The sequence below is a fragment of the Bradyrhizobium sp. AUGA SZCCT0182 genome (genome assembly GCF_018130185.1).
Classification (GTDB): Bacteria; Pseudomonadota; Alphaproteobacteria; order Rhizobiales; family Xanthobacteraceae; genus Bradyrhizobium.
Genome location: NZ_JAFCLY010000082.1, coordinates 1 through 13106 on the forward strand (window position 1 = coordinate 1; position 13106 = coordinate 13106).

The following is a 13106-nucleotide window of genomic DNA, read 5'->3' on the forward strand; positions in this document are numbered from 1 at the left end:
ACTGAACCTTGTCTTGCCGCGCATGAGGGCATGATCGTGGGCCCCTTTCGGGAAAATGACATCATGATCGCGACGATGGCCGGCTTGTTAGCCTGGATGATCACACCTGCTACTCGTACCGCTTTTGGCGGCTGCCCACGACAATCTGTAGGTCAGTGACATCTAGGCCCCGACGGATTGACAATTTGCGCACTCGGTTCGGGCACGCTTCAATAGTGCATGCCTGAACTCAGCCGCCGCCCTCACCCCGAACGCTCCGACTGCTGGCACGTCTTTTACGGTGACGTGCAGGTCGGCACGATCGCGATCCAGTCGGGCTTGCCTGTCAAAGCTAAGCAATGGAGATGGGACGTCGGCTTCTACCCGGCATCACATCGCGGTCGTTGCCGCAGTGGCTACGCGTCTAGCTTCGACGAAGCGCGGGTAGGCTTCGAGCGGGCATGGACGGACTATCTGCCACGGTGCACGGAAGCCGACTTTGGCGAGTACCGGCGCGAGCGCGCCTGGACGGCTTGGAAATACGCCATGCATGCCGCCGGCCTGCCGCTGCCGGCGCAATCGACCAGTGGACGGTCACGCTGTTTCTGTGGCGCGACGATCGATATGGCGGTAACCGATCGTTATGTTCAGGATGCACATATGGATTCGCAACACGCATGAAATTCAGCACCGACCGCCACTATTCCGATCCTGAAAAGGCCGCGCGCAAGCTGCTGGATATCGCCAAAGCCACCGAGCCGGTAGACGGAAAGATTTACATCGAGAAGATAAACGCGCCGATGCTGTACCAGGAGCGCGCCACCCCGGCCGAATACAAAGCCGGGCTTGATCTGGCGATATCGCGCGGTTGGCTGTTGCTGCACGAGTCCGGAACCTTCGTGAAATTCACGCCGCAAGGCATCGAGCTATTCGCCTGAACCGTCTAAGCCGGCTTTCTCCACCAACTCAATCTTGGCCGGTTTTTTGCGGCGGTAGTAGCTGGTCCGGCCGCTATCCCATTTCACTTTTATTTCGCCATTCACTTCGACAATTGTGCCCATCTCGCCGGAGTCTTCCCGCGAGACGCGCTGCCCTACCTGAAGGTCGGTCATGTTAATCATGGTCGAAATGGTCAGGGTTATTGGCCGCTTATCTGGGCGGCTGTAGGCCCCGGGATGACAGCCATTCCTGCATATGCGCGGCTGCTTCCGCCTGCCGTGCTTTGCGGATCAGTAGTTCCCGCTCGAAACTTGGACGGGTGCCTTCAGCCTGCTTCCGCAAGCGCGCGCCTCTTCGATCAGGCGCTGATCTAGTGGGGTATCATGCTGGATACGGCGTCGTAGCATGGCGCGCTCCATTCCTGTGGAAGGCGGGAGCGCGACCGGCGTTCTCATCACCGATATAAGCCACTGACCGTGCGGTGATACCGGACATAACTGCCCAGCCTTCTGTCCGGTCCGGACAGAGCCCGATTTAATGCAAGTTCCGTAACCGATGGGGGAAGAGTTACGACTGAGCGGCGCAATCAGCATGCCCAAACGAGAAGAGGCCCCAGCCGGGGCTTGGCTGGGGCCCATTCCATATCGCCCCCTGCACAAGGCAGGGCGCGATGGCCAGAGACCCACCATTCGATATGGCCCATCCTATGTCCTAAATCGGAAGCGTGAGTGTCCTAATTGGGACCAGCACGGGCAACGGGTCGTCCTGCGCCGCAAACAATTAGAGCGCCTTCTCCCGCCGCACGCCCTTGAACTTTTTCGCCGCCTTGGTTTTTTTCGCCGGCTTCTTGACGGCCATGAACTCACCGCTCTTTTTGCTTCGCTTGGTCCATGCGGTGGCACCGCCGAGCTTCGTCTTCAGCTGGGTGCGCTTCTTCACCGCACCCTTGCGGGCTTTGTCGCCAACAGGCTTGTTTGTTGCCACGATCGTACCTTCCAAAAAAACTCCGCGCTCGTTTTTGGCGCGGAGTAAGGATTCAGATTGGCTCCCACCAATCGTTCCAAAGGGGTCGGAACCTTATGAAAAGCCTGAGCGTTAGCCTTTGTTCCAAATGTCGTATCGCCGGATCAAGATGCTGCGTAATCTGAGGAAACCCTGGACGGAAGACGAGGATCAAAAGCTTCTGGAGTTGGCGGCCGGCGGGCGCTCCAGCACCTGGATGGTTGCTGCATTGAAGCGTTCCAAGAAGGCCATAACCATTAGGCTATCGAACCTTCGCCGACGCGCCAGAAATCACGCCGACCCCGGTCGGACCTTCTAGTAAGATCGGCCTCGTCCCTCCCTAGGACGACCTTATACTGCGGCCCGTCCCACGGCCGGAACGAATCACTGCATCCCTGCTTGAATCCGCATTCTGTTGTCGTGGAGTTGCTTTGATGCGTAGGTCCAATTGGACGCCGTCGATCGTGCCCAATGGTGACGATCAGACGGTCTATATTGTTGCCGACGATTTCGGGAAAAATGGCAGCTCTTGGCGCGAGACAGACTGCGAGACCGCAGACCTCGAGACCGTCATCCAGGACCTGCTGTCGGGTCAGTACAGCAACCCCATCCGCGTCATCGCGTTTAACACCGCCGAACGCTGGTCGGAAGACGTGTCCGAGGACGTCGCGCACGAACTGCGCCGTCGCTGCGATTTGCAGATGCGGGACATTCCCTTGCCCTTGCAGGATTTTACGGACCGCTACGAGGGCCGGTACCGCGACGTGCAGTTGCCGCTGCCGATGCGTTTGGTGTGAGACTACTAAGTCTGGAGGCTTGATGTTAACCGACCGGCAAATCGCGGTTTTCCGCAATATCGGGCCAGCTTCGTCATTTAGTCAGGCGAAGAAAGCAGAGGTCATGGACCTACTCACACGCGGATATATCGAAAGAGACGGGGATCTCTTCAAGCTCACAGCAATGGGTTTGAGGGAGCTGCTCGATCGGCGGCGAGATTGAAATGGCCCCGCGCAAGAAACCGGCGGCGATCGGGGTCAAGGCGACGTATCCCGACTTCATTGAACCAGCGCTGGCGTCGTCGATCGAGCGGGTGCCGTCAGGGTCCCGCTGGGTCCATGAGATCAAGTTCGACGGCTACCGCGTGCAGGTCCACCTTGTGAACGAAGCCATCAAGGTCTTCACCCGGCGCGGCAACGATTGGACTAACCGTTTCAAGAAGATCGCCGACGATGCCTGGCACATCAGTGCAGGCTCCGCGATCATCGATGGCGAGGTCGTCGTGCCCGACGCCAACGGCACAACCGATTTCTCGGTGCTGCAGAACGAACTGAAGGGCAAGTCGACCAAGATCGTGCTGGTGGCGTTCGATCTGCTGTACCTCAACGGCTACGATCTGCGGAAGCTGCCGCTCGTCGAGCGCAAGGCTCACCTGAAGAAACTGATCGCCGGAACTGACCTCCAATTCTCCGAGAGCTTCGAGGTCGACGGTCCCGACATGTTCGCCCATGCCTGCAAGGTTGGTCTGGAGGGCGTCGTCTCCAAGGTCAGGGATAGCCGCTACACCTCCGGCCGAGGTAACGACTGGGTCAAGCAGACCTGCGCGCAGCGCGAGACACTGCCGATCGCCGGGTTCGCGCTGAAGGGAAACAAGTTCGACGGCATCTTCGTCGGCAGACAGAAAGGCGACAACCTGGTCTATGCCGGGAAGGTCGATCACGGCTTCGATCTCGCCACCGCCAAGGACCTGCAGGCACGACTGATGCCGCTGATCCGCAAGACCCAGCCTTACACCAAGCGGATCGCGCACAAGGGCATCTGGGTCGAGCCGGACCTCCTGGCGGAGATCGAGTACCGGGCGAAGTCGGCTGACGGCAAGGTCCGCCACCCGTTCTTTAAGGGGCTGCGGGGAGATGGGTAGTGCGTGTTCGCAGGAACGCTTTGCCGCTGTCTCGGTTTATCGAGTGGAAAGATCGCGTGGCAACAGGGCTTCACGCTCCGAGCGGCGTCAAAGTCCCATCCTGATTGGGAGGATGCGATGCTCGAACCCCCGTCATCCCGCTCGGACATTCTCAGGATAGGCGGGTATATCTCAAAGGTGCCAACAGGCGACATTGACGTGGCGTCACGCCATCGCCGACGCCTCACCGCTTAATCGGGATTCCTGACTGCGAAGGACAACAGGACGTTGCCACAGTGAAGTCGAGACCACAGCAAGCGGGACCTTGGTGGCCCATCAAAGGCCTGCGAGGGTTCGTAGCGTTGCCCGCACTACAGCCCAACTGCCACTTGTTCCCGGTCAGGTCAGCCATATGGAGTACCCCTAGGTGGCGGCTGCCTCCCGGTTAAACCGGGGCGTAGGCTCGATGACTTACAAGAGCGGGTTTAGGGAAACGGAGGTTTCCGTGACCAACTCGAATGGACGACCGACGGGTCTCTATCAGTTGATCGTAGCTCGCATGGCAGGATTGAGTGCGGCTGCCTTTCTCGGGATCAGCACAGCTTATCCGCATGACGCGATGCGGCCAGAACTCAACACGTGGTTCAAAAGTCTCAAGAATAAGGCGGGCGAAGCGTGTTGTGACACCGGAGATGGCCACCACGCGGAGGCCGAGTGGGACATGGCAAAAGGTGGTTATAGGGTCTTGTTGAAGCATCCGCATCGGCCAACTGAACCAGGGCAATGGTTCGACGTGCCATACTCAGTCGTGATCGACGAGCCGAATCTCAGCGGCATCGCGATGGTTTGGTGGGCGCCGTCCTACGACAGCCGCGATGGGAGTATGACCCCTTTGTGGCGCTGCTTCATTCCGGGGCCGGGGGGATGATCCTCACTGAGCAGACAATGGCGTCCAATTCCGCTTTGGGTCATTCGCGTCGGTTTCGCCGGGGCGGCGGACGACGTCCGGTCTGCCCCGAGGAACGGACATCGCCATACCGACTAGGTTGGTCCGTTTCGTGCCACAAGCGGACTCATACACTGCACAAGTTTTTGTCTCACTCGATCACCTCGTCGGCGCGCGGCTGGGCAGCGTTGCCGGGACCTCGATGCCAAGTTGTTTTGCCGTCTTGAGATCTATTACCAGTTCGAACTTGGTAGGCTGCCAACCTGCAGTTCAGAGGGCTTTTCGCCCTTCAATATCTGGCCGACATAGACACATGCTTGCCGCCGTGTGTCCGGCAAATTGGTGCCGTAGGCGACAAGGCCGGCGGCATCCCACCGTATGACCCAGCGCCTGCAACTCACGGGACCGATGGTGCGATGAGGCACACGCCTCGATCCCAACCAGGCACGGCGGCAATTTCTCAAAGAACGCCAGCACGAACCGGCGCTTCAATTGACGGCGGATCACTATCTGACCGCCAGCATCAACGCCGTGAACCCGAAAAACTGATTTCGCAATATCCAGTCCGATTGTCGTGATCGTCTGCATAGATAGCTCCTCCAGATCGCGGGAGCCCTATCAGCCCCGAGTCCGTGGCACTCGCGTGCCCGCTGGAGGAGCCGTCCGCAGCATCAAAGCGGACTCACACGCCGCGCCTAAACTTACCAACCTAATGCGGCGACCAACGTCCGGCAGGTCATGAAGATCAGGATTAAGGAGCCGATGGTCCAGAAGGTGGCGCGTGTGTCATGAGTCTGCGCTGTAAAGTAAGCGGCAAAATGCAATAGTCGCGAAATTACGTAACCATAGAAAAGCAAACGGGCCAGCAGCAATGATGGCTCGGTCAAAACAAAAAGGAAGCCGGCTACGAGGAAAAACGGAAGATTCTCGACGTCATTCAACAAAATCCGCCGGATTCTCTCAACGCGCTCGTTCGGCTCGAGCTGCTTTGGATTGGGCTCGGGGTTGAGGCGTGTCTTCCTGAGGTCTTCCGGTGAGCGGAAACCGCCCTTCTCTTGTGTCATCCGAAGCACCGTCAGCCAGGACATGCTAACGGCTTTAAGAATCATGATCGTCGCCGCGATGACGTAGGTAGCGAACACCGGGTCTTTCAGATCTAGCTTGTCCATATTCCTCGATCCAACGGCAAGCGAACGTGATCAATGCAACAGTCCGGCTCTGTCCAGGCCATCGGCAATCCTGCGGACATCATCCTTATTTACAAAGGGCTGCCGCTCGTAGTGATTTTTGAAAGTATAATGCGGGTTAATCTCCATCAGTTCGCGCCAGACGCGCTGGGCTTCCTCGATTTCTCCGAGATGGCCAAGGGCAGATGCAAGAACGGCCCGGGAAAAATCCGTCTTGGGTACCATCAGGATACGATGCTTCAGCAATGCAGCAGCCGTTTCGTATTTGCCCGCAAGGAGATTGGCGACACCGAGCAGATGCAGGGGCTGCTGCGTGTAGGTAGGGTCGAGTCGCATAGCCTTTTCGATCAGAGGTATCGCTTCCAGCGGTTGCCCCGAAAAGATGTAGATGTTGCCGAGGCACAAATAGGCTTCGGTTGAATTTGGGTTGAGGGTCAACGCGATTTCCGCCTCGGACTTTGCCCGTGCGAGGTCTGCCTCGAAAGTCGCGACGAGTGCCGCAACGGACCGCGCCAAGAGCTCTTGAGGGTCCTTTTCGATCGCCCGATCTGCGGCTTGCTTCGCCTGCCGGAGCGCAGTGTTCGAATCCGCGGTCCAACGGTTTTGATGGTTGAGCACGTAAGCAACGGCGAGCGCCGCATAGGCCTGCGCATAGTCGCCATCCAGTTCGATCGCCCGGAGCAAGAAATCGCGTGCCTGTTCGAACACTTCGCGGCTCTGCGTTTTGCCGATCGCGATCAGATCGCGCCCGCGAAGGAAGCAGTCGTAGGCATCGATATTGCCGGTGCCGCTGCCCGCGACGCGGGCCTTTTCGGAGGGGCTCATGGTTACCTTTAGCGCCTCGACGATCCGGCTCGTAATGTCGTCCTGAACTTCGAACAGGTCGGACATATTTCTGTCGAAGCGTTCGGCCCAGAGGTGTGCGCCAGTTGCGGCGTCGATCAGCTGCGCTGTGATCCGCAGCCGGGCCCCAGCACGGCGTACAGAGCCTTCGAGCACCGTGCCGACGCCGAGGTCGCGACCGACGGCGCGGATATCGACCGCGCGCCCCTTGTAAGTGAAGCTGGAATTCCGCGCGATGACCGTTAGCCCAGAAATCTTCGATAGGTCAGTAATGATGTCTTCACTGATCCCGTCGGAGAAAAACTCCTGTTCCGGATCGCCCGACATGTTCGTGAACGGCAAGACGGCGATTGACGATTTCCTGATGTGGGGTGCCGGGTTGGGAGTATGGAACGTTTGGACGGTCGCGGCTGCATCTCGGGGATGCCAGGTCCAGATGTGAATTGGACGGTCGATATTCTTGGCGTGGATTTCGCCGCCGTCTCGAAAACTAACGTCAACCCGCTTGCCGATGCTTTCGTGGACAACGGACGAGACGCAGATGCCGCCCGGCTCAGCAAGAGCCTCCAGGCGTGCGGCGATGTTGACGCCATCGCCGTATATGTCATCGCTCTCAAGAATGACATCACCCAGATTGATGCCGATTCGAAGCACGATAACAGGCTTGGGCGCCTCTTCGTTTGAGATCGCCACGCCCGTACGCTGCACCGCGAGCGCGCAATTCACGGCATCGATGACGCTACCAAATTCAACGAGCGTACCGTCGCCAATCAGCTTCACGATGCGCCCGTTATGGACGGCGATCGCCGGATCAAAGACAACCTCGTGGTGCCGCTTGAGCGCAGCCAGTGTGCCGACCTCGTCTGCCCCCATCAGACGCGAATAGCCAACCACATCGGCAGCAAGGACTGCTGAAAGCTTGCGATTGACGCGAGGCTCAATCATGAAAGTTTTCACTAGAAACAGCGAACTTGCCAAAGAAACCGCGATACATGGCTTAAGCCAGATGGCGTATCCTGGAAGGCGGCCAAAAATAATTCCAAACGGCATATTCTTAGCCTGATCTGAGGGTTCGCTCAATGCCCTTCCGGGTCAATCGCGTCGGTTTGACGGTCGGCCAGCCACTTCCGGTCTACCCCCGTCAACGGACATTATCAGGATAGGCACAGGCATGTTCAAAGGTACCACTTCCGGAATCTTGCGCGGCAAAAGAGGAAGACTCACTCAATGACGTCATCGGCGCGGCTCACAAGCGCCGGCGGGACGTTAAGACCCAGCGTCTGAGTGGCCTTCATGTTGATCACGAGTTCAAATTTTACCGGATTCTGGACAGGAAGCTCGCTCGGCTTCTCACCTTTCAGGATGCGGTCGGCATAGTTCGCCGCCCGCCTGTATTCCTCGGTAAGATAGGGACCGTAGGAAATGAGTCCACCGCCTTCGGCAAATGAACGGGACCAATTGATGGCGGGGACTTGATAACGAGTAGTCAGGGCAACAATTTCCGCGCGATGAAGTTCCGTGAAAGCATCCGGTAACACGATCAGCGCGCCATTCGGCTTACGCGCTTCCGTCGCAACCAGCGACTCGACGGCAGTCATGTTCTCTACCGGTCCAACTATCGCCTGCATGCCGAGAGAGGATGCGGCGGCTTTGAACGGCGTCACGTAGCTGTCGATAAAGGTCGCCGAAAGCGGATTAAAGAGCATTGTGGCCCGAACGACATGTGGCGCGACTTCTTTGATCAGTTCAGTCCACTTGCCTCCAAGTGAGGGCACGATCGGGGCAAAGCCGGTCATGTTGCCGCCCGGTCGCGGAAGGCTTGCAATTAATCCAGTGCCGACCGGATCGGCGACCAGAAAAAAAACGACAGGAATGCCACGGGTCGCTTGCAGCATCGCCGCAGCAGCCGGCGTAGAGCTTGTGAAGATAAGGTCGGGTTGAAGCGCAGCGAGTTCCTTCGCGATCCGTTTCATCGCCTCGACATCCGCTGCAGCCCATCTTACGTCAAAGGTGACGTTGCGGCCAACGGCCCAACCTGCCTGCTGTAAGCCCTGGACGAACGCGGCGAGGCGGCTTTGCCCATCCGGATCGTTCGCAGCCAGATGCATCAGAACGCCGATGTGGCGCACGCGCTCACGCGGCTGCGCGCGCGCCACCAGAGGCCACGTCGCCACCGTGGCGCCCATGAAACCGATGAACTCCCGCCGCCGCATTGCAACTCCCGAAGTCGAAGTGAGTGTAACCGTTTAGGTTGCTTACTTGGAAGAGATTAGGCCACTCGTCGAGACGAAATATCTTTTGCGTTGCGGACTTCCGATACGGATCAAAAGCTGTCCCATGACCGCGTAACGCCCGCTTCCGCTTTGCCCGAACAGCGGACATTGCTGCGCCGCCCCAAGCAATGCGTAATAGACGGGCGTTGCGCCTTGACGTGGTTGATCCAGACCTGCGCCTTCCCTTTGTGAGTGCGATGCACGCGAAACGACCGTCTCGCTGCGGTGCGCCTAAACATCAAAGTATGAGTTGGACATCGGTATATATCCCTTCATAGCCACGAGAATTCCTGCATCACAGGAACAGAGCCTCAACAGCTTGCGTTATTCATTTGTACTATTTGTTTGTGAGGCCGTCCCATGCGCCCTATTTTTGGAATAGTTGCAATCGTATCAGTACCGGTTTGGTTGTGCGTAAACGTTGATTCTGCTTCAGCACAGACCTTTCTTGATCGATGGTCTATCATTCCAAAAGCGCACGCAGAACCGGCACCCGAGGCACAGGACCAGCCAAGACAGGATCCTCCGCTTGAGCAACCCCCGACCGGAGCGGAGACGGCTCGTCGTCCGGAAGATCGCTCAGCGCCTCGATCTTCAAACCGCGTTTTTTCCGGGAAAGCCTCTTACTATTCATATCCGACAGGAAAAACAGCGAGCGGTGCCCCGTTCATGCGGAATTCACTGACCGCTGCTCACCGCAACCTACCGTTCGGCACAAAAGTTCGTGTAACTGATCTTGCGAGCAGCAAGTCCGTAGTAGTTCGTATCAACGACCGGGGACCTTGGATTCGCGGCCGCGTCCTTGACCTCTCACTCGGCGCTGCGCGCAGTTTAGGAATTACGGATCGCGGCGTGGCCCAGGTTCGCGCTGAGGTATTATAGCTTGTGTCTTCTGCGGTAAAGTCTCGCAGCAAGATGGATCGAGTTGCAAAAGCGCGCACGAGGCCAGCGCTTCGTCGCCGTCCCCGCCCTTAATCGATGACCTCGTTCGCAGACACCAAAAGTGCTTGCGGCACGATCAGTCCCCGCGCCCTCGCGGACTGAAAGTTGACGATTCCTACGATCACCGTGCGCGGTGACGGGTCAATACATTGGATTCAGTCACTTGATGAAATTTACGACATTTCACCTAAGCGCAGGGCCGACCCAGCGATTTCCGCTTTAGGTAAGACCTCAGCGGGAGCCTTGCCCGATGCCAGCTTGGGCAAACGGGTCACTTCAGCCAACTATCGGCCCGGTTGGCCTGCATGGAGGTTCTTGCACGGAAACGACCGCGCCGGGTCTTATGAATAGTTCACCCTTTCTGTTTTTCTTTTGCGCTTTTTCCATCGGAGCTTTTAGAGCGTTCATCGAAGCGATCAGCGCCCTTAGCTAGATCGTGCCCCGTCTTGCTCTCGTTTTTCGCTTCTTCCTTAGCAGTCGCCTCGCGCAAGCCTTCAGCGGCCCGTTCCCCCGCTTTTGATGATTTTCGTTCGTCATCCATTTGATGCTCCTTCCCTGATAACACGCTTTTCCCAGGAATACCTCTTTGTCTATCCCAGCTAAGCCGTAACAATTTCCAATCAGTTCGCTTGGACATTGTTCCAGAGGTGACCTCAGTCGAGGCGCGCGGGAAAAGCCGACATCGAAGATTACAAGCAGCATGTCCGCTAAGGTTCATTCGCGTCGGTTTAGCCAGACCACGGCCAGGACAGACAGGCATGTCTCAAAAGTGCCCCTTGGCAGAAGTGATCGTGGCCCAGCTACTTGCGCGCCGCATCCGATACGTTGATCGCTGCGGGAATGAGTCCGAGATCTTTGAAGGTGTCGGCGATCCTCTGCTGTTCGGCGATAACCGAACTGCTGATCGGCAGGATGTCGAAGGTCCTGCGGGACAGCGCAACCTCCATTACCGGCTCGGGGAACCCGGCGGCCGCGCTGAACGTCTTTGCGGTGCCCCGAATATCCTTTGCCGCTTCGGCGTAGACATCGCGCGCGGCACCGAGCACCACTTCGATTATCTGGGGATGCGCCTCAGCAAATGTCTTGCTTGTGAAGAAAAATTCGTAGTTCGAGACGAGACCAGTGCCATCAGCGACAGTGCGCGCGCCCAATGACATTTCGGCGGAAGTGCGGTAGGGCTCCCAGATCACCCAGGCGTCAACCTCCCCCTTTTCGAAAGCGGCGCGCCCACCGACCGGCGGCAGATATACTAACTCGACATCGGTGTATTTGAGCCCTGCCTTTTCGAGTGCGCGCACCAGCAGGTAATGTACGTTGGAACCTTTGTTGAGCGCGATCTTCTTGCCCTTTAGATCGGCGACCGTCTTGATCGGGCTGTCCTTCGGCACGATGATAGCCTCGCCCTTCGGAGCCGCGGGCTCGTGACCGATATAGAGAAGCGGTGCGCCGGCAGCTTGGGCAAAGATCGGCGGCGCGTCGCCGCTATGGGCGAAATCGACCACACCCGCCTTGACCCCTTCGAGGAGCTGCGGCCCGCTCGGAAACTCCTTCCAGGTGACTGTGTAGCCGAGTGGCTTCAGGCGCTCTTCCAGAATGCCGCGTGCTTTCATGAGTGCGTAAGCGCCGACCTTTTGATTACCCATGCGCACTACCTTCTCCTGCGCGACGGCGATGCTCGGTGCGGCTGAGACCAGCATCAGCCCCGCCAAAGTCGCAAAGCCGAGTGCCCGTCGTGTAATCTTGCTCATGACGATGGCCTCCCTAGTTCCACAAGGCGAAGTAGCGCTTCGGGTTGCCGCTCAGGGAATTAACGAACCCAGGTTATCAGCTTCTTGAACAACTCCATAGCGCTGCGATCCTGAACCAGTGGGGCTAATGTCCGAGTTGGGTCAAAAGTCGTCCTGATCGCCCCGAAAACCGACTTCCGTCTTTCCCCCAACAACGGACATCACGCGTCAGAGCGGTCACTTCCGAAAGTGCCAAGAGCATACATGGGATCACAAACGAAACAGGCCGCCAACTGAAGCGGCCTTTGTTGTCCGGTCTGAGCAAATTGACCGTGCGGGGGTTCGGCGAAGGGTCCATACTCAGGCCATGGTCCCAGAAGGGAAATTGCTCAGCCCGAAGAGTTCGCTTCGCTGCTTACGATTGGCAACACGCCCGTAATCAGTCCTGCGCCTGCGATCCCCGCCGAACATAGCGCGCGGCTCATCGCACTGGGCTACGTGGTCGATCTCGCGGGCAGGCTCCGGATGACCACGGCGGGACGGTACCGGATGTGTGCTAGGCAACTCGCCAACTGACGCAGCCTTGTCACACCGAAACTTTGTTCACGATCGGAAAGCCGGTCATGTCGGGGCTTGCAAGCCGGGCGAGGAAAGCCACTCGCTCATGTGTGACGCGGTCTCTAGCTGCCGGAGTTTCTTCCGTAGCGCGTCCATCTGAGGGCCAGGTTTCAGAGCGGCAAGTTGGGCTTCAAGCTTGGCCTTCTCGGCTGCGATGTTGTCTTCAAATGTGTGGGGAGCAGAACGGCGACGCTGCATGACACCACCTCATTGCTTACGGGTCCTGACCGTAGGGTTTGCAAACTCCGTTTCTAATATGCCGATGCCCGGGCGTCGGTTCCATAGTGGACACAATTCAACTTAGGCCACTCATTATTCAAATACCACTGAGGGTCGAAACAGGCCAGTTACCCCTTCTGCCCATGGGATCGTGAATTCACGAACATGGCTGTTCGTTGTCCGAACGTCCGCTGTGGGTCAAACTGAGAAGTCCGGGTGGGCCACCGGGAAGTCGGCTTTGCCTTCAAGAACGGACATTGACAGACCGGTCCCGTTGGTCTGGTTCGTGCCACAAGGCGACATGATCACCGCGCTCTCTCACCCCTTCGACGCTGGAGCAAAAGTCTCAAAACGTGTAGGGTAAACTGGCGTCTTACTCTCGAAGGCAGAGCAGTCCGGTTTGTTCTCAACATTTGAGAGAGAGAGAGGGACCACAATGAGACTATCTCGCAGACGTTTCCTTCATCTGGCGGCGGGGGCTGCCGCGCTCCCCGCTGCGCCGCAGATCGCATGGGCTCAAGCCCCATCCGCGCC

At 58.0% G+C, this 13106-nt stretch carries 12 protein-coding genes and 2 pseudogenes; 6 read left to right on the forward strand and 8 right to left on the reverse strand.

Annotated elements, in window-relative coordinates:
• Positions 1 to 219: 219 nt before the first annotated feature.
• Complete coding sequence (locus JQ611_RS40765) at positions 220 to 660, forward strand: hypothetical protein (protein WP_212468777.1); 441 nt, start codon at positions 220 to 222, stop codon at positions 658 to 660.
• Complete coding sequence (locus JQ611_RS40770; RefSeq protein ID WP_212468778.1) at positions 657 to 917, forward strand: hypothetical protein; 261 nt, start codon at positions 657 to 659, stop codon at positions 915 to 917. Before JQ611_RS40765 ends, JQ611_RS40770 begins: the two co-directional genes overlap by 4 nt.
• Here the strand turns inward: JQ611_RS40770 and JQ611_RS40775 are convergent.
• Both JQ611_RS40775 and JQ611_RS40780 read right to left on the reverse strand, forming a co-directional pair.
• Positions 906 to 1091: a hypothetical protein gene (locus JQ611_RS40775; RefSeq protein ID WP_212468779.1), complete on the reverse strand. Its 186-nt coding sequence runs from the start codon at positions 1089 to 1091 to the stop codon at positions 906 to 908. The genes JQ611_RS40770 and JQ611_RS40775 overlap by 12 nt on opposite strands.
• Before the next feature lie 607 nt (positions 1092 to 1698).
• Entirely contained in the window at positions 1699 to 1902 is a 204-nt protein-coding gene (locus JQ611_RS40780; protein ID WP_212468780.1) for a hypothetical protein, read from the reverse strand.
• A gap of 482 nt (positions 1903 to 2384) precedes the next feature.
• On the opposite strand from JQ611_RS40780, the gene JQ611_RS40785 reads away from it, so the two are divergent.
• From JQ611_RS40785 to JQ611_RS40795, 3 genes are all read left to right on the forward strand, one after another.
• A complete protein-coding gene (locus JQ611_RS40785) occupies positions 2385 to 2717 on the forward strand; it encodes a hypothetical protein (protein WP_312012402.1) in 333 nt (110 codons plus the stop codon).
• A gap of 203 nt (positions 2718 to 2920) precedes the next feature.
• A complete protein-coding gene (gene ligD, locus JQ611_RS40790) occupies positions 2921 to 3838 on the forward strand; it encodes a non-homologous end-joining DNA ligase (RefSeq protein WP_212468781.1) in 918 nt (305 codons plus the stop codon).
• A gap of 484 nt (positions 3839 to 4322) precedes the next feature.
• Positions 4323 to 4745: a hypothetical protein gene (locus tag JQ611_RS40795; protein ID WP_212468782.1), complete on the forward strand. Its 423-nt coding sequence runs from the start codon at positions 4323 to 4325 to the stop codon at positions 4743 to 4745.
• Positions 4746 to 5135: 390 nt separating this feature from the next.
• On the opposite strand, the pseudogene JQ611_RS42295 reads toward JQ611_RS40795, so the two are convergent.
• The 4 genes and pseudogenes from JQ611_RS42295 to JQ611_RS40810 all read right to left on the reverse strand — a co-directional run.
• A pseudogene (locus JQ611_RS42295) lies at positions 5136 to 5351 on the reverse strand (IS110 family transposase); the annotation flags it as partial.
• 113 nt (positions 5352 to 5464) lie between these two features.
• The gene (locus tag JQ611_RS40800) at positions 5465 to 5932 is read right to left on the reverse strand and encodes an MAPEG family protein (RefSeq protein WP_192739743.1); all 468 of its coding nucleotides are present in this window, start codon (positions 5930 to 5932) and stop codon (positions 5465 to 5467) included.
• 30 nt (positions 5933 to 5962) lie between these two features.
• Positions 5963 to 7873 (reverse strand): adenylate/guanylate cyclase domain-containing protein, encoded by a 1911-nt coding sequence (locus JQ611_RS40805; protein ID WP_212468783.1) that lies wholly within the window; start codon positions 7871 to 7873, stop codon positions 5963 to 5965.
• A 140-nt stretch (positions 7874 to 8013) separates the two neighbouring features.
• Positions 8014 to 8979: an ABC transporter substrate-binding protein gene (locus JQ611_RS40810; protein WP_212468784.1), complete on the reverse strand. Its 966-nt coding sequence runs from the start codon at positions 8977 to 8979 to the stop codon at positions 8014 to 8016.
• A gap of 663 nt (positions 8980 to 9642) precedes the next feature.
• Here JQ611_RS40810 and JQ611_RS42300 point away from each other — a divergent pair.
• Positions 9643 to 9948: pseudogene (locus JQ611_RS42300) on the forward strand (septal ring lytic transglycosylase RlpA family protein); the annotation flags it as partial.
• A 412-nt stretch (positions 9949 to 10360) separates the two neighbouring features.
• Here JQ611_RS42300 and JQ611_RS40820 read toward each other — a convergent pair.
• Together JQ611_RS40820 and JQ611_RS40825 are read right to left on the reverse strand one after the other, a co-directional pair.
• Positions 10361 to 10549 carry a hypothetical protein gene (locus JQ611_RS40820; protein ID WP_212468786.1) on the reverse strand — a complete coding sequence of 63 codons (189 nt, stop codon included), beginning with the start codon at positions 10547 to 10549 and terminating at the stop codon, positions 10361 to 10363.
• A gap of 259 nt (positions 10550 to 10808) precedes the next feature.
• Positions 10809 to 11705: a sulfonate ABC transporter substrate-binding protein gene (locus JQ611_RS40825; RefSeq protein ID WP_249133852.1), complete on the reverse strand. Its 897-nt coding sequence runs from the start codon at positions 11703 to 11705 to the stop codon at positions 10809 to 10811.
• Positions 11706 to 13106: the final 1401 nt, after the last annotated feature.